Origin of the sequence: Eubacterium sp. An3 (assembly GCF_002159465.1) — a bacterium.
Taxonomy (GTDB): Bacteria; Bacillota; Clostridia; order Lachnospirales; family Lachnospiraceae; genus Anaerobutyricum; species Anaerobutyricum stercoris.
The window spans coordinates 23,453-45,045 of the sequence record NZ_NFIR01000013.1 but is presented as its reverse complement, the minus strand read 5'-3'; the positions used below and the strand labels follow the sequence as shown (position 1 = coordinate 45,045).

The window sequence follows — 21,593 nt, the reverse complement described above, 5'->3', positions numbered from 1 at the left end:
ATGAATAGTCTTCTTAAATTTATTACCTGCGGAAGTGTGGACGACGGTAAGTCCACATTAATCGGACATATGCTTTATGACGCCAAGTTATTATTTGCAGATCAGGAAAAAGCGTTGGAACTGGACAGCAAGGTAGGTTCCAGAGGCGGCGCCATCGATTATTCTCTCCTGCTTGACGGTCTCATGGCAGAGAGAGAACAGGGAATTACTATCGACGTGGCATACCGCTATTTCACAACGGAAAACCGTTCTTTCATCGTGGCAGATACGCCGGGACATGAAGAATATACAAGAAATATGGCGGTAGGCGCTTCCTTTGCGGATCTGGCAGTTATTCTCGTGGACGCCACTCAGGGTGTTTTGGTACAGACAAGAAGACATACAAGAATCTGTTCTCTTATGGGTATCAAACATTTTGTGTTCGCTGTTAATAAGATGGACTTGATCCATTATGACGAGAACCGTTTTGATAAGATTCAGAAAGAGATCAAGATGATGATGGGAGAGTATGATTACAACTCCATCAAGATTCTTCCGGTTTCCGCTACAGAAGGAGATAACGTCACAGTAAAATCCGGCCATATGCCTTGGTATAAAGGCGAGTCTCTGCTGACTTATCTTGAGAATATAGATGTTCATGAAAATCCTTCCGAGACAGGATTTACTATGCCGGTTCAGCGTGTGTGCCGTCCAGACCGCACATTCCGTGGATTCCAGGGTCAGATCGAGACTGGCGAGATTCGTGTGGGCGACGAGATCACTGCTCTTCCTTCCAATGAGAAGGCTGTGGTAAAAGGTATCATCGACTGTGGTAAGGAAGTGGAATCTTCCGATTCCGGCCACGCTGTAACCATCTCTCTCGACAGAGAAGTAGACGTATCCAGAGGCTGCGTGCTGGCAAAGGATACAAGCCCGGTTGTGGGGAATCTGTTTACGGCGGAGCTGCTGTGGATGGATGACTCTTATCTGGTTGCCGGAAAGAACTATCTCTTAAAGCTTGGCACAAAGATGGTTCCGGCAGTTGTTATGAATATCAAATATAAGATTGACGTCAACACAGGAAATGAAGTGCATGCCGATACAATCTATAAGAATGAGATTGCAGTTTGTGATATCTCCGTTTCCGATAAGATCGTGTTTGACAAATTCAAGAAGAATCAGGCTCTTGGTTCCATGATTCTCATTGACCGTATCACAAACATGACTTCCGCCTGCGGCGTTGTGATGCATTCTCTGCGCCGTACGGATAACCTGACCTGGCATGAGATGGATATCACGAGAGAGTTCCGTGCTCAGCAGAAAGGACAGCAGCCGAAGACTATCTGGATGACCGGTCTGTCCGGCTCCGGTAAGTCCACATTGGCTAATGAACTGGAGAAACGTCTGGCAGCCCTCGGCAAGCACACTATGCTTCTGGACGGTGACAACGTACGTATGGGTCTTAACAAGAACCTTGGCTTCAAAGAGGCTGACCGTATTGAGAACATCCGCCGTATCTCCGAGGTGGCGAAACTGATGAATGATGCCGGTCTTATCGTCATTACCTCTTTCATCTCCCCGTATGTGAGAGACAGAAGAAAGGCAAAAGAGATCATCGGTGATGACAGTTTCATTGAAGTATATGTGAGCACACCTCTGGAAGAGTGTGAAAAACGTGATGTGAAAGGTCTGTACAAGAAGGCCAGAGCCGGCGAGATTCCGAACTTCACAGGAATTTCCAGTCCTTATGAAGTACCGGAGCATCCGGATGTGACCATAGACACCAGCGCTATGCCTCTGGAGGACTGCGTGGACGCGCTTCTGAAACAGATTGAGGGACAGATCTAATGCCAACACTGTATATACACATGGGAACGCCGAAGACGGCGACCACATCCATTCAGATGTTTTTCGTGGAGAATCAGGAGCGTTTCCGGGAAAAGGGATACAGCTATCCGTTGCTGGATTTCGTGTATCCCCATGTGGCCCACCGGAGGAACGGACATTTCCTCGTGGGAAGGGTGTATTATCCCGACAAGACAGAAAATGTGGCCATGGAAGAGGAACTGTGGGAGCGGGGCCTCGATATGGTCCACAAGGAGTTTGAGAAATATCCTAACGTCATTTTATCCGACGAGAATATCTGGCACGCCTCTCTCGGCTCCAAGTTTGAGTTTTGGGAGAAGATAAAGGCCGATGCCAAAGAGCATGGATATGATATCAAGGTCATCGTGTACCTGAGACGCCAGGACGGCATGGCCAATTCCTGGCTCAGCCAGCAGGTGAAGGAAGGATGGAACACCAACGCCTGCATCAAATGGGTTTCCTTCAAGAAGAAAACCCGGAGGATTGTGCTCCACTACTATAATCATCTGGAGAAGATCGCCGGAGTCATCGGGAAGGAAAATATCATTGTCCGCGTATTTGAGCGGGATAAGTTTAAAGGAAACGGAAACACTATTTTTTCTGATTTTTTGGAGGCAGTTGGATTGGAATATAAAGACGAATATCAGATAACAGAAGCAGAAGCGAACAAATCCCTCACCGGAAACAGCCAGGAGATCATGCGGATTGTCAACTCCGTGCTTCCGGATAATCCGAGGGTTGTCGCTTTCATGAGAAATGCCGCCATGACCTGCGAGGAATTAAAGGACGCAGAGAATAACTTTACCATGTTTTCCAAGGAAGAACTGGAAGCATTTCTGAAACGGTATGAGAAATGTAATGAGTCCATCGCGAAGGAATATCTGGGACAGGATGAGCCTCTGTTCAGCACCAAGATAAAAGAAGGTGAGTGCTGGACGCCGCAGAACCGGTTCATGTATGAGGACATCATCCGTTACTTTGCGGACGTGGTGGTAAGGCAGCAGGAATGTATCGACAAGATGACGCAGGACATGAAGCGTCTGAAGGAGAGCCGTATCGAGGCTGTGAAGCAGTATGCGGAAGAGTTCCATCTGGAAAAACAGGAAGAGATGGCGGCTCAGGGCATCACGCCGGAGGAAGAAGAAAAGTTTGAGACCGTCAGTGAGGTGGTATTAAACCAGCATAAAGAGATTGAGGACATGACCGAGACCACCAAACGTATCGAGACGGCGGACAACCGTATTCATGCATTGAGAACAGAGAATCTTCTCCTTAAAAATGAGATTTTTGACTTGAAGAGAGAAAACGCTGAGATTCGAAAAGAAGCGAAGGACAGAGACCGGGAGACGAAGAAAGAGCTTGAGAAGATGATAAAAGAGCTGAGAGAAGATGTCTTCTTCTATAGGCTTAAAAGAAAAATCCGGCATATTTCGGGGAAAGATCAGTAGAGATGAACACGAAAAAATTTATGTCAATGATTATGACCATGTTAAAAATCGGTTTTATAGGATTTGGGGGCGGTACCGCCCTCATTCCTGTTATAGAAGAAGAGATTGTTGAGAAAAACAAGGTCGTGACGGAAGAACAATTTAACAACGAAGTCATGATTGCCAGCATCACTCCGGGAGCGCTCCCGGTGGAGATTGCCAGCGGCATCGGATATCAGACCGCCGGAAATAAGGGTATGATGGCCGCCGCCTCTGCCATGGCATTTCCGGGGGCTTTTCTTACGGTACTGTTTCTTGTCATCTTTTCCAGCGCGGGAGAGACGCTGAAAACACAGATCAGCTATTTGGCGGTGGGTATCTCCGCTTACATAATCCTCACGCTGATCAAATACTGTACCGGCACTTTGCAGCAGGCAAAAGACAGGAATGAGACCATTCTGTATTTTATCATTATGATGGGAGTATTTCTCCTGTCCGGGGAAGCAAGCATCTATCAGATACTGGGACTGTCTATCACGCCGATTTTTGGTATTTCGACTATTCAGATACTGGGAGCGGCTTTTTTTGTCATTCTGTTCACGAAAGGACAGCCAAGGGATGTAAAGCGTGCCGCTCCGGCGCTCATTATTGCTGTCCTGTATTTTCTGTGCGCCGGAAAAGCTCATATTATTCCTGAGGTGCTGCAGCCGTTTTTCGTAACATTGATGATTGTTTTATCGGTCATCGGTATGGTGCAGACTCTTATGGACAGTCAGCAGAAACGAGCTTTTGCCGGAAAAGCTCTGGCTGTTTCTCTCGTCTGCTGGGGATTATTTACGGTAGTTCTGTCTTTCCCGGCCATCATTTTTCTGTCGGGAACAGCCCGCTATATCGGAGATGGATTTCTGTCATCTGTCTTATCCTTCGGAGGAGGAGACGCTTACTTGTCTGTGGCGCAGGGAATGTTCGTGGACAGCGGCATGATCAGCTACCAGGACTTTTATGGCAGCATTGTTTCTGTTGCCAATGCCCTGCCGGGTTCCATCCTCTGCAAGATTCTATCCGGATGCGGCTACGTCCTGGGTTTTGAGCGCGGCGGTTCCGTAGTCATGGGTCTGTTCATGGCCATCTGCGGCTTCGCCTGCAGCGTAGCGGCGTCCGGAGCCATCGTCATTGTCGTCCGGATGATCTACGACAAATACGAAAACCTCCGCATCTTCGCGGTGGTCAAACATTTCATCCGTCCGATCATCTCAGGACTGCTCCTGAACGTGGCCCTGTCCCTCTACCTTTCCGGTATTTTGGAAATTGCCGGCGGAGGACTGACCATGACGATCCTTTCTATTATTACGCTGATTGTCATCGCTCTGGTCTTTGCCCTGGAACAGAAAAAAGACGTGCACCTGCTCTGGAAGATTCTGCTGTCAGCGGCCATATCATTCGTGGGATGCAATGTGTTTGCGGGGATATAAAATAAGGGATATAAGATAGGCGATATAAGACAACACGAAGGAGATCAACGGCGAGGAATAAAAAAGTAAATAAAAAACAGGAATAATCAATAGGAATAATAAGTAGGAACAATAAGTAGCCCCTGGTGGTGATATGTGCTTTTCATACTGGTTTTGCCCGGTAAGAAAGTATATATCAAAGACTGCCGGGGGCTTTTTTGTGGGTGATGATATGCAGGTATTATCAAAGGGTAGATGCAGAGCAGCTTTTGGATAAGGCAGCTTTTCCCAAAAATGTGGAAAATTATTCGTATTTTGTGATATAATATAATTAATATAATTAATATAATTAATATAATTATGGAAATGGGCAAAAATGTAAAAAAATATAAAAATTCCCAATAATGTGTTGATTCCTGTCTGTTCGCCATGTATAATGTCGATGTAAGCTATCAGATTTTCCGAATGAGAAGCTCGTATAATGTACTGAAGGAGGCGAACAATGAGCAAAATGGAATTTTCCGATACTTACGTAAGAGAAACCGACAGCCGCATCAGGCACCGGGAGTTTTTATTACAGGGAATCGAAAAGCTGACCCTGCTGCATGATACTTTTATGAAGGTGGCACTGAAAGACGTGGAAGCCTGCCAGCATGTCATCCGCATCCTGATGGATGATCCGACCATAGAGATCGTGGAAGTAAGGAGCCAGTATTGGATATCGAAGCTGGTGTCAAAGGACGCGGTGCTGGATATCCTGGCGGAAGACAGCTGGGGACGGGTCTATAATCTGGAGATCCAGAGGAAGACGACCATCGATCATGCCCGGCGTACCCGGCGGTACAGCGCCCTGGTGGATGCGGAATATCTGGAAAAGGGGAAAGAATACAACGAGATGCCGGAGGTGTATGTGATCTACATCAGTGAAACGGATATCTGGGAGACAAGGGAAACAGAATCCCCGGTGGAGAGACATTTAAAAGGACAAATAGAAGAATATAATGATGGCCAACATACCATATATATCAACGTGGCCATCGACGACGGCTCACCAAAAGCCGCTTTGATGCGATACTTTAAGACCTGCGATCCGGACGACATGAGCCAGGGAGCATTATCCCGCCGGGTACGCTACCTGAAACGGGAGAAGGGAGGAATCGGAGAGATGTGTGAATATTCAGAAAGAATCTTTAACGGAGGTAAGGAAGAAGGACGCCGTGAGGGACTTCGGGAAGGCTGTGAGAAGATGATGCATTTGATGAGAGAACAGGGGATAGATGAAGCGATTATTGAAAAGATCATGGCGAATGTTACAGAACAGGAACCAGTGCAGGTATGAGAGGGTAATTCTGAAAAATATATGAAGTGAATTGAGAATTGTTATAGAATGTCCGGAAGGATTTTGCAGATGTAGAATCCTTTCGGATTTTTTTATGCTCAAAAAGAATCTTTTTTCATTGTTTTAAAATGAAAGTTTATAATTATAAAAAAATTAATAAAAAATTAAGAAAAAAATTCTGAAAATAATGTTGTTGTAATGCTTTTTGTCACGGGGGGGGGGTTAGAATTTCATTAATAATTCTGAAAATATCTTAAATGGAAAGGAGATTTAAGGTGTGAAGGCAGGAGGATATAAAGAACAGACATTTCTCATCAAAGTGTTTAATGATCAGCACGGTACCTGGCAGGGAAGTATTCTCTGGGCCGAAGGAAAGAAAGAACAGTATTTTAGGAGTGCTTTAGAACTGTTGAAATTGATGGATGATGCCATAGCTAAAAAAAATAAAAAAAGATAAAAAGATTTATGAGAAATATTAATAGGTAGCAAAATTATCTGCTGTCCAAATAAAAAAGTGCTGGATACTGGTGACGGAGGTTGAAAACACTTTAAATGTTAAAATAAGTATTTTAAATGGCAGATAATTTTCTAAATAAAAAGAAAGAGAGAACCAAAAGGTTCAGAACTTTCTATTAATTTAACAGTAAAGGAGGAAAAGAGTATGGAAAGGAAAAGACGCTACACTTTTCTTAAAAAGGGTCAGAAACGTTTCGTGGCTCTTCTTCTGACTTTGGTTATGGTGCTGACTTATGTACTTCCAAACATAGGAACTATTCAAGCACAAGCTGGAGAACAGAGTATTACCCTAGGTGTTTCCACTATACATTTCAGTCATTCTTATATGTCTGAAAGTCAGGTGAATGCACTGAAAAAAGAAAATCCGGATGTTTCGATTGCTAAATTAGATATTTCGGAAGTTCTTAATGGGGAAACAAGAGAAACTAAAACATTGTATTTTGATGGTAAGGCATCTTTAAATGATGTGGACATTTCCGATGAATACGAGTTGACAAATGACCCAATAGGAACTTCTATCCCTGCAGGAGAAACTACTTCTGTACAAATTGAAATAGAGAGAAAGGCACGGGTATTTGAAGTTTCTTTTGATGCTAACGGCGGTGAAGGTAACATGGATTCTCTCTCCGTCAATGAGGATGAAGGAGAAACTATTCCAGAAAATGCATTTTCTAAAGAGGGATATACCTTCACGGGCTTCAACACTTCCGCGTCTGGAGACGGAACTGCTTATCAGCCGGGCGATGATATTCAGCCGGAGGAAGATATGACTCTGTACGCACAGTACAAGGAGAATCCGAAGGAGGAGACAGATATCGAAGAACCTGCGGACGATGCAGCAAATGTATCAGACGATCAGGACAGTGCACCGGCTGAGGATGTCGATAAGGACACAGAGGAAAGCGGCGGCCAGGATAGTACGTTGACCGGCGATGCCGACAAAGATGCGGCAAAAGACGATGCGCAGCCAGCGGATGCCAAGAATCCGGATGGTAAGAAGGATAAGGCAGACGGAAAAAAGTCTGAGGCGGAGCCAAATTCTGTGACAGATACCGATGACGATAAGACAACATATTATGAGATTCGCTTTGTGGATGAAAACGGAGGCGATATTGTTGTCAATGAATCAGCAGAAGGAGACGCAAGGTACATCCAATACGTCAAAGCAGGCGGCAGCACACAGGCTCCGCACCGACCGGTCATCAATGCGGATGGCAACAAGTTCGTCGGTTGGTTTACAGAAGCTGACGGCAAGGGCGATAGGGTGACAGAGTTTACCAATATTCAGGCGGACGCTACATACTATGCGTACTACACCGAACAGCCAACCTACAAAATTACCATCAACTATGTATTTGAGAATGATGGGAAAGAGGCGGCAGAGTCGTACGTAGCCTATGTGGAAGCCGGAGACTCTTACACGGCAACGGTAGATTCCCCGGAACTGGCAGGGTATACAGCAGATAAATTATCAGTAGATATTAATTTGTCTGACATCAATGAGGATAAAACATATACGGTCAAATATACCGGAGAAATGCAGACCTACTATGTGGAGCATCAGTGGGAGAGCCTGGATGATCCGGGAACTTATGTGACGCATGAGAAAGAGACGAAGCAGGGGTATATCGGACAGTACACAGAGGCAGAGGCGAAAACCTATGATGGATTTATCGCCGGGGCATTTCAGAATGTGAAGATTACCCCAAATACTACTACTGATAAAGTCACAATACAGATTAAGTATACAAGAAATAACTATGAGTTAATCTTTGATACCGGAGAAGGCGGCAGCTATATCGCAGCGAAATCTGTCAAATATGGTGAGTCCATCTCCAAAGCCATGCTGGATATCGGAACTCCAACCAGACTGGGATATACTTTTCAAGGTTGGACACTGGCAGATGGCGGTGCTATCGATAATGCTACCATGCCGGCAGGCGATCTCAAGGTGAAAGCACAGTGGGAAGCAAACACCAGAGCAGATTATACGATTGTATACTGGCTGGAGAGCCTCAATGGCGGTTATGATTATGTGACCCAGACCACCGGAACGGGTAGTGTTGGCAGTGATATTACTGCTCCTGACTTAAATAATTGGCAGTGGGACAATGCCAATATTGAAGCGGATGGTGTGCAGAGAGATACTTCCAAAGATGCTCAGGTGACCATCTCAGCAGATGGCAAATCTGTGAAGAATGTCTACTATAACAGGAAGACATTTACGATTCAGTTTTATAAGTATGAAAAAGTGGGAGAAGAACCGACTTGGTGGGGCGGTACTAAAGATATTTATGCTTGGGTAGAAGATGAAGACTTAAGAATCACTGCCAAGTATGGAGAATATATTGCAGACCAGTGGAATGACAGAGCTCATGCAGCCTATGAATGGAATACAGAGCCGAACGGTAGGACATCATATACTCTTCTTGCCAACATGGGAGCAAAAAATATAGAGGTGTATGCTGATAATAGGGGAACTGGAACAACCATCACATATTACATTGAGGGCTTAAATGGTCAAAGACAGGTATATCAGACTCTCACAGCAGCTGATGGAGTGTCCCTTACAAATGAAGATAAAACTCCAATTGATGGATTTACCTTTAATGATTGGAAAGAGTCAACTGGACGGTTTGATAATGACCTCTGGCTCTACTACACCCGCAACAGCTACAACATTTCCTTCGAGAACTGTACAGGTGTAGATGACGCTTCGCTCAAATACGAAGCAAGCCTTGCAACAGAAAAACCAAATGACAATCAGGTAAAACCTCCGACTGGCGTAGATTCTGATTATGTATTTGCCGGCTGGTATACTTCACCGGCATGTGAAGATGGTACAGAAGTAAATTGGAATTCCACAATGCCATCCCACAATATGCAGGTATACGCCAAATGGGTAGCTCCGAAATACACCGTTAGCTTCGATACTAACGGTGCAGGAACAATTAATTCTATCACGGTGGAGAAATATCAGAGCATCGAAGAAAAGATGCCGGAAAATCCTGTAAAAGAAGGCGACGAGTTCTTAGGCTGGTATCGGGATGAGGAGTGTACGGAGCCTTTCATTGAAACAACGCAGATTACAGAAAATATCACGCTGTATGCGAAATGGAAGAATGACTTTACATATTCTTACACGATTCAGTATGTGGATGAAGCGGGACAGTCAATTCCGGGTGTGGAATCCACAACGGGAACTGCCATGGCAGACACCTATGTATTAGTTGAGCCGAAGGATATTGACGGTTATACAGCAAAAACCGGTTCTTTTACAGCATTATTAGATGAAGATAATAAAGTCATTAATGTTGTTTATACAAAGGATGCCACCTGGAGTTTTCGGATTCGATATATTGATGCTAATACAAGAGCGGATATTATCAATTCTGTAAAGCAGGAAGTGGCAGACAATACGCAGCAGGTAATTGTGAACTCTCCGAGTGTACAGGATCCGGCTTATGTAAATGCATTTAAGGATTATATGCTTGTTTCAAATCCACAGGTTGTGGTGACAAAAGAGGCGGCAACAAGTGTTGGTGAGGGAAAGGTATATACCATAACCTTCGAGTACATAAAGCAGCAGCAGACCTATGTGGTTTACCACCAGCTTCAGATGCCGGATGGAACGTATGTCACTATGGAGACAGAGCAGAAGACTGGCAAAGTGGGAGATTATGTCACAGCGGCACCGAAGACCTATGAGGGATATACGTGCGTATCTACCAAATTAGAGCGCTCTGGTGTGGTAACGGCCAATCCAAATGCGACAGATTCAAGCAGCGGCCTGAATATTTATGTAAAATATGACCGGGAAAATGCGCTGACCGTGCAGGATTATATCGGTAAATATGATGGACAGGCCCACGGACTTACGGTAACGGGAACGCCAGTTAATACGGATATGGTAAAAGAAACTATTCAGTATTGTACCGACGGTCAAATATGGACAGAGACTGCTCCGATGGAAACCAATGTAAGTACAGATGCGGATGGAAAATATACTGTATACACAAGAGTAGTGACAGAAGTCACGGTGGGTGGAAAGACAACATCCTACACAGGAACTTCTGAAATGCATTATATCGAGATTCAGAAACGTGATGTCACCATCACAGCCCCGGATGCCACAAAGGTATACGATGGTACTCCATTGAATACCTGGTACACGACCAGTAATTATAAACCAGCCACAATTTCCGGCGATGGTTTTGTTGGTGCGGAGGGCTTTAACCACTATGTATATACGGCAGATAGCAGTATTTACGTGGGCGAAGGCAAGAACGTTATTGATGAAAATGCAACGAAAGCTGCTTTGAAAGCTAACACAAAGGAGAGTAACTATAACTTTACCTTTGTGAAAGGAACACTTACTGTGACTGATCGTCTGGGAGATGAGAAGTTTGTTCTGAATATCTATCCAAATGGTAAAACAGTAACCTATGATGGAACAGAACAGGAAGTTTCCGGCATAGAGACAACGCAATGGTTTGACAATAAAGGAGTATCTATTGGTAGTTATAACTACACAGTAGAAGGAGTATCTTTCGGCGCTTCCGGTACAGATGCCGGCACATATGAGGTACGGCAGATAGGTACGCCAGTAATTAAGGATGTTCAGGGCAATGATGTGACGAACCAGTTTACGATTCATGTAAATCTAGCGTCTCTTATCATCAACAAACGCCCGGTTACTATAACAGCAGGTTCAGCATTTTTTGATTACGATGGCAAGGAGCATTCTCTGAATGAATCTTCCGTGACCTCAGAAACAGTATTGGCCGATGGTCACACCTATACTGCAACGATCACGGGAAGTGTGAAGGAACAGAATGAGATTGCGGACAATGTGATTTCTGATATCCGAATTTATGATGCCGATAAGAAAGATGTAACGAAGAATTATGAGATTACAGCAGAAAAGGGACGACTGAGAATCAACGCTATTGATGCGGAGATTACCGCAATTGTTCAGATTGCTGATAAAGTTTCCATGTACAATGGAGCAGAACAGCGATTCTCAGACTTATCAGGCGATAATTACACGGTTACATTCAATTTTAACAATGAAGATGACAAGATTGATACAACCGGATGGACCATCGCCGGAACAGAGATTACCACAGCAAGAACCAATGCCGGAACAACGGATGTATATTTTGCTGAACCAGCTAATCTGAAAGTGCTGGATGCAGACGGCAATCCGGTAGAGTCTGCGGAAGTAAGCGTTCAGTTTGGTACATTAACAATTACCAAAGCCCCGCTCACTCTTACCGCCGGTTCCAATACAAAAGAGTACGACGGAACGCCTCTGGTCTCTCATGCTTTAGATAGTACAGAAGGACTCCAGGGTCAGGATCGTGTTGTAGTGGAAACGATTCAATATACAGGCTCCCAGCTTGCTCCGGGCAGCAGTGACAATAAGATTGTCGGAGGTTCTGTTGCGCTGGTAAATGGAGACGGACAGTCTGTAACCGACAACTACAATATTACCTTGAAAGATGGTAAGCTCACTGTAACTAACGATGAGAAGGCAGACCGTGTTATCACAGTAAAAGCCAATCCGGCAGAGAAAGTTTATGACGGAACTCCTCTCACTAACAGAGATTTCCAGGTGACAGGAGACTTCTTAAACAGTGACGCCGTTGACAGAGCACAGGTTCAGGTGACCGGTTCTCAGACCTTTGTGGGCAGCAGTAAGAACACGGTGGATGCTTCCTCTGTACACATTATGAATGGTAAAGTGGATGTGACAGAAGCCTACACTATTAAGACAGAGGATGCCGATCTGACGGTGACAGCGCGACAGATCACCTTGACGGCAGCCACTGCTTCCAAAGTGTATGACGGAACACCGTTGATTGCAGCCGAGGTAACGCAGACAGGAAAGCTGGCCGATACAGATCAGTTCGAGACAGAGCCGACAGCCACCGGAAGACAGACTGAGGTGGGAAGCAGCGCCAACCCGGTTGGTGAGGTGAAGATTACCGATAAGGTGACAGGCGAAGACCGGACAGATAATTATCAGATTACAACGAGACCGGGTACGTTGACTGTGACCAAAGCGGCCGCAGATCAGAACAAGGTTGCCATTGAAAGTGACAGCCTGACTTACGACGGACAGTCTCACGCACTTAAAGCGGCTACATCCACAGTGACCGAAGGAACAACGATTTACTACACCACAAAAGTGAATCCATCGGCTTCCGACTGGTCAACCGAGGTGCCGTCCTTTACCAACGTGGGAGCCCACACTGTTTATGTAAAGGCAGTCAATGACAATTACGAAGATGCCTGTGCCACCGGTGTATTAACCATCACCAAACGACAGGTAGTGATCACCGGTAACAATGGTACATTTACCTATAACGGAACAACGCAGACTGTAGAAGGTTACACAACAGACAAAGCGGCAGGTAACAAAGGTCTTCTTGATGGCCATGAGGTGAGCGGTGTGACCGCATCTGCTTCATCTGAAAATGTGGGAGAGCAGATTCCGGGTACCATCACCGCAGCAAACGATGTGAAGATTACAGCCGGAACCGAAGATGTCACAGCGAACTATGACATTATCACAAACGCAGGCTGGATTACGATCACACCGCTGGAGATTACCGTAGGTTCTGAATCCGGCGAACAGCTCTATACCGGAAGAGCCTTTCGTGTGAGAGAAGCATCCGTGACAGCCGGAGAACTGGCCGAGGGTGATACGATCACTTATAACGTTACCGGTATGCAGACCGATATCGGTTCCAGTCAGAATAGGTTCACTGCCATCATCAAAGACGGTGAGACAACCGTAACCAATAACTACAGTATTCAGTATACTTATGGTACACTGACTGTTTACGGTGAGATATCTTATAATGCCAACGGCGGAACCGGGGAAGCTCCGAAGGCAGACCGCTATGACAAAGGAGATACCTACACGGTAAGAGAGAATATGTTCACCCGATCCGGTTATACCTTTACCGGATGGAACACGAGAGCCGACGGAAGTGGAACAGCTTACGCGGCAGGAAGCAAGATTACTTCCTTAAACAGCAACCTGACCTTATACGCACAGTGGAGCGCCAACGCCGATACGCAGTATACAGTGGAGACGTATCTGGAAGGCGCCGACGGCACCTATCCGACGACACCGACAACTTCCGTGATAAGAACCGGCCAGACCGATACCACGGCGGCAGTGACCGATGCCGATAAGACAGCGCCAGAAGGCTATGCGCTTGATCCGGAAGCAGAAAACGTATTTGAGGGAACCATTGCCGGAGACGGCAGCCTCGTACTGAAGCTGTACTTTGCCAAAGATGTGAAGGGCGGCGGAGACGATGGAGACGAGCCGGATACGATTCCGGATAAATACCAGGTTGTGTTCCGGTATGTGGCGAAAGGTCATGGAACTGTGACAGGAACCACAGCGGAGACACGCACATTTACCGATAAGGATGGCAGCTACACCCTGCCGACACCAATCGTGCCAAACGCAGATGTGAAGGCGAAAGCCGACGCAGGCTATCATATCACAGGATGGGCCGATGAGGCAGGAGAAGATCTGGGCGCAGGAATCAAGCCTGATTTTGGTAAGCTGACTTATAACGAAGACCAGACCTTCACTGTTACCTTTGTGGAGAATGATAAAGTGACTATCCGCTATGAGGCAAAGGCTCACGGAAGTGTCAGCCGTGACAGTGAGACCGTAGCGCCGGCAACGGGAACCGCCAAAGGTTCTGTAGCGAAGCCGGATGCGGGTTATCATTTCGCCGGCTGGTATCTGGGCGAGGAGAAAGTCAGCGATGATCTGAACTTCGTACCGGACAGAAATGCCGACGGCATCTACGAGGAAGCGACTTACACAGCAACATTTGCGCCGGATGAGCAGACCGTTTATACTGTGGAATACTACTATACCAACGCAGACGGCAGTTATCCGGAGAAAGCAACCTACACAGCAACAAGAAATGGACAGACAGATACGATGGTATCTGTGACCGAGGAAGACAAACAGCCAACACGGAACGGGTATATACTGGACGAAGCGGCAGGAAATGTATTTGAGGGAACGATTGCCGGAGATGGCAGCCTTGTACTGAAGCTGTACTTCGCGAAAGATACCCAGGGCGGCGGAGAGGATGGCGATGAGCCGGATAATATCCCGGATCGTTATCAGGTAGTCTTCCGCTATATGGCCGATGACAACGGAACCGTGACAGGAGCCACAGCAGAAACTCATACATTTAAAGACGAAGAAGGCAACTACACACTGCCGACCCCAATCGTACCGGATGCGAAGGTGGAAGCTACGGCCAATGCGGGCTACCATATTGCAGGATGGAGCGATGAGGCGGACAAAGATCTGGGAGCAGGAAGCGCGCCAGCCTTTGGCAAGCTGACCTATGATAAAGACCAGACCTTTACCGTTGCATTTGCGGAAGATGACGATGTGACCATCCGCTATGAGGCGGAGGCTCACGGAAGTGTCAGTCGTGACAGTGAGACGGTAGCGCCGGCAACAGGAACTGCCAAAGGCTCTGAGGCGACGCCGGATGCAGGCTATCATTTTGACGGCTGGTATCTGGGCAAAGATGAGGTAGGCGACACGGTAGATTTCGTGCCGGGAAGAAATGCCGACGGCATCTACGAGGAAGCTACCTACACGGCCAGATTCGCGCCGGACGAAGCAACGAAGTATGTGGTAGAGTTCTACTATGAGAATAATGGAACCTATCCGGAGATTGCGGACGATACCAGCGTGCGCACGGGAACTACCGATACCGTAGCTTCTGTCACAGACGCTGATAAAGTACCGGCAAGAGCAGATTATGTTCTTGATCCGTCCGCTGGTAACATTTTCAGCGGCAATATCGCCGGAGACGGCAGCCTTGTGTTGAAAGTATACTTTGCTACCGACATCAAAGGCGGCGGAGAGGATGGCGACGAGCCAGATACGATTCCGGACCGTTATCAGCGTATCTTCCGTTACATGGCCGATGACAACGGAAATGTGACAGGAAATATTACAGAAGTACATACTTTCGGAAATGCTAAAGATGGTTACACTCTTCCGACTCCAATGAAACCGGAGGCGAAAGTAGAAGCCAAAGCCAACGCAGGATATCATATTGACCGTTGGGAAGATGAGAATGCGCTGGGACTGGGCAGTGCGGCAGCACCGGAGTTTGGTATACTGACCTATAACGAAGACCAGATATTTACCGTTATATTTGCGGAGAATGACGATATTACCATTCGCTACGAGGCGGAGGAACACGGAAGTGTCAGCCGTGACAGTGAGACGGTGGCACCGGCAACAGGCACACCGGGAGGTTCTGAGGCAACGCCGGATGCAGGCTATCATTTTGATGGCTGGTATCTGGGCGAGGAGAAAGTCAGCGAAAACTTAAACTTCGTACCGGAGAAAAATGCTGACGGCATCTACGAGGAAGCCACCTACACGGCCAGATTTGCGCCGGATGAGCAGACGCTCTACACTGTGGAATACTATTACAGCGATGAAAACGATACCTATCCGGAGGAGCCGACCTCCGTGGCTAAACGCAACGGTGTGACCGGAACCACTGTCTCCGTGACAGAGGAAGACAGGCAGCCGGAAGAAGGCTATATGCTTGATGAGACTGCACAAAATATCTTTGAAGGAACTATCGCCGGAGACGGCAGTCTCGTGCTGAAACTGTATTTCACAAAAGATACCCAGGGCGGCGGAGAGGATGGAAATGAGCCGGATAACATTCCGGATAAATACCAGCTGATCTTCCGCTATGTGGCAGGAGAGAACGGAAGCGTGACCGGAACGGTAGCAGAAGTTCACACCTTTAAGGATGAAGCCGGCAACTACACGAAGCCAACGGCCACCGTGCCGAACGCGGCTGTGGAGGCTGTGCCGGATGAGGCGTATGTCATCGACCTCTGGGCCGACGAAGATGGCAATGTATTCGGAAGTCAGAAGACACCGGCCATCGCGCAGGCTTATGAGAAAAATATGACATTTACCGTTACCTTCAAGAGCGAGGAACTGGTAACCGGACACATTTACATCTTAAAGAGTGTCAAAGACGGCAGCCAGACCATCGAGTCTCAGGACACCTTCTACGCAGGAATCTACGCTGTGGATGCGGAGAATAAAGAGACCCTGACAGAGGTAGTAACCCTGAAACAGAACGGCACTGTTAAAGTGGATGTTCCTCTGGGCGGTGAGGACAGAAGCGAAGCGATCACTTACACCGTAAAAGAGACCGATGAGCAGGGCAATCCGGTTGATAAGGATGTCTTCCCGTACACGGTAACTGGTGAAGCCTCTGTCAATCTGGCTCCGGGAGCTAACGAAGGAACGATTAACATTATCAATACTTTGAAGGACAGCGAAGGATATTATCAGGAACAGCCGACCACCAATAATGACAATACAGGAGCATCCGATGTCAGCGATGGCGGAATCGGAAAGAGCGATAAAGGAAAAGGTGGCAAAGACAAAGGAAAAGGCAGCGGCAGCGACGATAAGAATACCGGCGTAAACCGTCAGACCAGATCCAATAAGACCGGCGATGATAATCCAATCGCACTCTACATGACCTTACTTCTGGCGGCAGCCGCAGTAAGCGGAGTAGTCATTGTTCGGAGAAGAAAAGATACGGAACAGTAAGTTTCTGACGTCCAGATATTGTATAAAGTAATTACAATAAAAGCCGGCGGCTTATGCCGCCGGTCAGGACAATAGTAAAAGCCCCTAACGATTTTTGAATTTGATCGTTAGGGGCTTATTTTTTGTTTTCTCTTTTAAAACTCATACGCTGAAGCGTCTGAATAAATATCATCCCGGTGTAGCTCTTTCAGGATGGCGGCCCGGCGACTGCCGACCAGAAGAGTCTTATTATACTGGAAGTATTTCTCACAGCCATTTTCTGTGATGAAAGCAGAGATTTCCGAGTCCATGGTGAGCTCCGTGACGAAGATGACCATCTCTTGTCCTTCTCCGAAGGCGTCTTCCATGAAAGTGAAGCTGTAGTTGAGAGCTTTAGAGGCCTGCGAGATGGCGTCCGTCCGCTGTTCACACAGCTTGTCAAAGCCAGCCTTCACCTGTCCGAAAGCCTCTTTTGGGGAGGCAACGGTATCCGGCGTCCATTCCCGGAGAAGCTCCATTACTTCCAGGTGCTGTTTTTTATCTTCCGGGGATACAAGACCGGTTTTCTCCGTCAGAGCAAATGCATTGTCTTTCTCAGAAAGCATCTGCTGCCACAGCTGCCAGGAATCGCTGCCAGAAGCGGTGCGAGACTGTGGTTCGGAATCTGACGAATTGCCAGCATCCGCTGTTCCTGCAGACACGTTATCTGTCAGAGCGCCCAGCCCCTTCCGATATTCCTTGAGGAAGCTGTAACATTCCGTCGTAATCCGGTCTTTTCCCATGGCGGCGGCAATATAGTTGTGAAGTCCGCCGGTGAGCAGTTCCACACAGCTTAACCGTTCATCGAAGGAAGCGCGGAACAGCCGCTCGAAGATGGAAGTCTTCACTTCTCCGGTGAGAATCCGGCTGATGTCGTATTCATCCCGGTATTTCTGGTAGAGATCGTAGTAGGCGGCCACATCTTTAGCGATATCTTCGTGCTGCAGGAACTGGTGGATGATATCTTCATCCACAGGTATGGACAGCGCTTCATAAGAATAGATCAGGTAACTCAGATCCTCCCAGCCTCTGGCCGTGACAAACTGCATGCCGTCCACGTCGTTTTCTGTCCGGTAAAAGTTCTGCGGGCGCAGCTCCAGGTAGCTTAAGATAAACGGATGAATGTGGCGGGTGCGGGCATAGCTGCGGAAGGCTTCCAGATCCGCTTCGATATCGATCTTGCGCACGCGGTCCAGGGTTACGAAGTCAAAATCCCGGACGCTCTTATTATATTCCGGCGGATTGCCGGCGGCGGTGATGATCCAGCCTTTCGGAACCGCCTGATTGCCGAAGGTCTTGCACTGCAGAAACTGCAGCATGGTCGGCGCCAGCGTCTCAGAGACACAGTTGATCTCATCAATAAAAAGAATACCTTCTTTTTTGCCTGTCTCCTCCATATAGCGGTAAATGCTGCTGATGATCTCGCTCATGGTGTATTCGGTGACGGAGCGGGTGACGCCGTCAAATACTTCTTCCTTGATGAAAGGAAGGCCCACAGCGCTCTGTCTCGTATGGTGGGTAATGGTATAGGCGATGAGACCGATGCCGCATTCCTTCGCAATTTGCTGCATGATCTGTGTTTTTCCAATGCCGGGAGGCCCCATCAGAAGGATGGGACGCTGACGGATCTCCGGAATACGGTACTGGCCGTATTCATCCTTGTCCAGATAAGCCCGGACAGTATTTTTGATATCTTCTTTTGCTTTCTTTATATTCATGGGTATCAATCCTTTAAATTAATTTTTTACAAATGTATCATATTCCCAGCTCATCCTCATCCAGATGGATGCGCATGGCCCAGGGCGGAACCTCCGGGATGTCGCCGCCAAATGCGTTCTGCTGCGGGGAATTTCCCGCTGCTCCGCCGGACGCCGAAACATTTCCTCCATGTCCGGGCGTATCGATGAAGACGAACGCCGTCTCATAAGGCGGCCGTTTTGCCGGATAAATGCCTTTTCCGTCGGTGAAATAAAGCAGTCCCCGCAGGTTGTGGAAGGCACCTTCATCCAGCAAGCGGTCCACGTAGGCAAAGGCGGGGCGGAAGTCGGTGCCGCCGCCTCCAATCAGGGAAAAGTTCTGCAAAAGCCGGTTGATATCCTCCTCGGATTCGATGACGGCGTCAGCGTGAACCTGGTTGTCACATTGAACAATACGAATGTGACTTTTCCGGAAAAAGCTGTCCCGCTGGCGGATGATCTGAAAGGTTTCTTCCAGAAAACGTTTGACCAGGGGGCCGTTGGTGGAGTAGCTGGTGTCGATGACGATGACGAACTCGGAGATTTTCATGATTTCCCGGCTCTCCAGCGGCTCGATAAGAGGCATGTTTTTATAGAGCCGGAGCCCGTAGGTATAATAATTCAGATCAAATTCATCATAGTCGCATTGGAGTTCCTCTTTTAACACGGTGAATTTGCGGAGAAACTCCCGGTAGGAGCGCCGGGAGCGCCCCTGGGCAATCTGCGTCTGCACCGAGGAAACGGCGTCGCCGTCCTGCTTGCCACGAAGCTCCATTTCTTTGGAGACGCGCCGGCCGATCTTCTCCCAGTTTTCGCCGGCCTGGGCGGAAGAAGGCGATTTGCCAGGTTCCTTTGGCCAGAATCGGTGATCGTCGGTGTAGAACTCAAACTGAAGAGCTGCCTGCTCCTCGTAGTCAGTCACCGAAAGCAGATCGTGGTAGATGGCAGCGGCGGTCACCGGTATATTTTCTTCTTTTAAGTGTGCATAGTAATTCATCCGGCGCAGGGACAGTGTCCGCTTGGTGGATTTCTTGTCAAACGAATCGATCATCCACTCCACCGCAATGTCGCAGGCCAGATTCCAGAGCACCGGTTCCCGGTTGCCCCGCATCCACAGGTGCCGGAAAATGCAGTGCAGAACGCTGTGGAGATAGGCCCGGTCTAAGAAAAGCGGGTTATTCCGGAAAACCCGCAGAATCTGCTCACGGGAGAAAAAAAGGTAAGTGCCGTCCGTGGCCAGAGTATGAATTTGTTCGTTGGCAGAGAAAGTGAGGGCAGAAAGCGCCATGTCCAGATACCGGAAATCCAGATAGAGTTCGCTGCGGATCACATCCAGAATCTGCATACACATTTCACTTTCCCACTCGGTCTGCGTTTGTCTGTGTGCCATGATTTTCTCTTTTCTAAGTAAATGTATCTGTTTTCTGAAATATCATCGGGAAGCCGCCGCATTTAAAAGTCATCAAAAGAAAAGCTTTTCCTGGCAAAGCTGCCGTTTTGGTGCTTTTCTTCCATGAGCCGGGCGCTTCCCTCGCCCCAGTCGGCCGCCACGCAGGCGGAGATGGCCTGACTGTAATCCTCGCCGGTAAAATACCGGCAGAGAAAGAGAAGCAGCTGCAGGTCTTTGTCCCGCACAGCCATGGAAACAGCTGTGTGCAGGCGGGCCTTCAGGGCGTCTTCATACAGGGCGCGCGCTTTTTCTTTCAGACCGTTCGGCCAGCGCAGCCTTGTGAAAGTAATCTGACAGAGTGACTCATCAGATTCTAGCTTCAGGGCGTTCTCGAAGCACTGATCGTACTTTTCGTAATTAACCCGGCCGTTCTCAAAACATTTCCTCATGCGGAAGCCCTCACCGTGAATGCTACGGCTGAAAAGATGAGCCGGTGATATTTCATCCAGCCACTCGTAGTATTCCGGAAAAAAGAGCGCGGCTAAGATAGAGTCTTCTCCTTCCGGCGTAAACAGCACCAGCAGGTTCTCCTCGAACCGTTCCAGCAGCAGTGACAGCCCTGTGGATTCCGTGTCCTGACCACGAAGAATCAGCTGGCTTAGGCTGGTGCAGTTCATAAATTCATCGCTGCCGATGGAGCGGATGCCCGGCCCCACAGAGAGTGTGTGAAGCTTCCGGCAGTTATAAAACGCTGCGTTGTGAAGCGTTGTGACGGAAGCCGGGAGCCGGATAGCCTCCACCAAAGAGCCGCTGAGGCAGGAGAGATGGCCATAAGCGGCACTCCCGGTCGGCGCGTCAGCTTCGTATAAGGCAGGATGTTCTGCATTTGGCTGTGTCGCGTTCTGACCAAACGGATTCCCCAGCTGCTCTCCTGTATAAAAATGAAAATACTGTTCCGGCAGACGCGGCTCGGAACGGGAGAAGCAGTAGGCGCCGATCTCTGTCACCGGCCTGCCCTCTATGGTTTCCGGCAGAGCAACGACTGGATGTTCTCCGTATACCCGCAGGATGCGGGCGCCGTCGCCGGCAGGCTCCCATAGGATATCAAGTTTTTGGTATGTGAATTCTTCGGTTGTATTTATCATGATTTTTTTGTGTGTCTATGTTGTACGTGTATTGTTACCGCCCTATAGCATACCACGGAAGAA

Annotated in this window: 9 protein-coding genes; 6 read left to right on the top strand and 3 right to left on the bottom strand. The window is 47.8% G+C overall.

Annotation, left to right across the window (positions count from 1 at the left end):
• The 6 genes from cysC (at nt 1) to B5F87_RS11540 (ending at nt 17,241) form a co-directional block, all read left to right on the top strand.
• On the top strand, nt 1–1,827 hold the full coding sequence (cysC, locus tag B5F87_RS11565) for an adenylyl-sulfate kinase (protein ID WP_087281193.1): 1,827 nt from the start codon (nt 1–3) through the stop codon (nt 1,825–1,827).
• Nucleotides 1,827–3,293, top strand: coding sequence for a hypothetical protein (locus B5F87_RS11560; RefSeq protein WP_087281191.1), 1,467 nt, complete (start codon nt 1,827–1,829; stop codon nt 3,291–3,293). The genes cysC and B5F87_RS11560 overlap by 1 nt, the downstream gene beginning before the upstream one ends.
• A 2-nt stretch (nt 3,294–3,295) precedes the next feature.
• A complete protein-coding gene (locus B5F87_RS11555) occupies nt 3,296–4,744 on the top strand; it encodes a chromate transporter (RefSeq protein ID WP_087281189.1) in 1,449 nt (482 codons plus the stop codon).
• Between the two features lie 481 nt (nt 4,745–5,225).
• Complete coding sequence (locus B5F87_RS11550; protein WP_087281187.1) at nt 5,226–6,062, top strand: PD-(D/E)XK nuclease family transposase; 837 nt, start codon at nt 5,226–5,228, stop codon at nt 6,060–6,062.
• A 277-nt stretch (nt 6,063–6,339) separates the two neighbouring features.
• Nucleotides 6,340–6,519, top strand: coding sequence for a hypothetical protein (locus B5F87_RS11545; RefSeq protein ID WP_087281185.1), 180 nt, complete (start codon nt 6,340–6,342; stop codon nt 6,517–6,519).
• 204 nt (nt 6,520–6,723) lie between these two features.
• On the top strand, nt 6,724–17,241 hold the full coding sequence (locus tag B5F87_RS11540; RefSeq protein ID WP_087281183.1) for an InlB B-repeat-containing protein: 10,518 nt from the start codon (nt 6,724–6,726) through the stop codon (nt 17,239–17,241).
• 134 nt (nt 17,242–17,375) lie between these two features.
• On the opposite strand, the gene B5F87_RS11535 is transcribed toward B5F87_RS11540, so the two are convergent.
• The 3 genes from B5F87_RS11535 to B5F87_RS11525 form a co-directional block, all read right to left on the bottom strand.
• A complete protein-coding gene (locus B5F87_RS11535; protein ID WP_087281181.1) occupies nt 17,376–18,977 on the bottom strand; it encodes an AAA family ATPase in 1,602 nt (533 codons plus the stop codon).
• A 37-nt stretch (nt 18,978–19,014) separates the two neighbouring features.
• On the bottom strand, nt 19,015–20,385 hold the full coding sequence (locus B5F87_RS11530; protein WP_087281179.1) for a VWA-like domain-containing protein: 1,371 nt from the start codon (nt 20,383–20,385) through the stop codon (nt 19,015–19,017).
• 62 nt (nt 20,386–20,447) lie between these two features.
• Nucleotides 20,448–21,530 (bottom strand): leucine-rich repeat protein, encoded by a 1,083-nt coding sequence (locus tag B5F87_RS11525; RefSeq protein WP_087281177.1) that lies wholly within the window; start codon nt 21,528–21,530, stop codon nt 20,448–20,450.
• Nucleotides 21,531–21,593 lie beyond the last annotated feature (63 nt).

Bases quoted from the DNA above. Each gene is read 5' to 3' on its own strand.
- B5F87_RS11530 (WP_087281179.1), bottom strand. From the start codon at position 20,385: ATGGCACACAGACAAACGCAGACCGAGTGGGAAAGTGAAATGTGTATG.
- B5F87_RS11535 (WP_087281181.1), bottom strand. From the start codon at position 18,977: ATGAATATAAAGAAAGCAAAAGAAGATATCAAAAATACTGTCCGGGCT.
- B5F87_RS11560 (WP_087281191.1), top strand. From the start codon at position 1,827: ATGCCAACACTGTATATACACATGGGAACGCCGAAGACGGCGACCACA.
- B5F87_RS11540 (WP_087281183.1), top strand. From the start codon at position 6,724: ATGGAAAGGAAAAGACGCTACACTTTTCTTAAAAAGGGTCAGAAACGT.
- B5F87_RS11550 (WP_087281187.1), top strand. From the start codon at position 5,226: ATGAGCAAAATGGAATTTTCCGATACTTACGTAAGAGAAACCGACAGC.
- cysC (WP_087281193.1), top strand. From the start codon at position 1: ATGAATAGTCTTCTTAAATTTATTACCTGCGGAAGTGTGGACGACGGT.
- B5F87_RS11525 (WP_087281177.1), bottom strand. From the start codon at position 21,530: ATGATAAATACAACCGAAGAATTCACATACCAAAAACTTGATATCCTA.
- B5F87_RS11555 (WP_087281189.1), top strand. From the start codon at position 3,296: ATGAACACGAAAAAATTTATGTCAATGATTATGACCATGTTAAAAATC.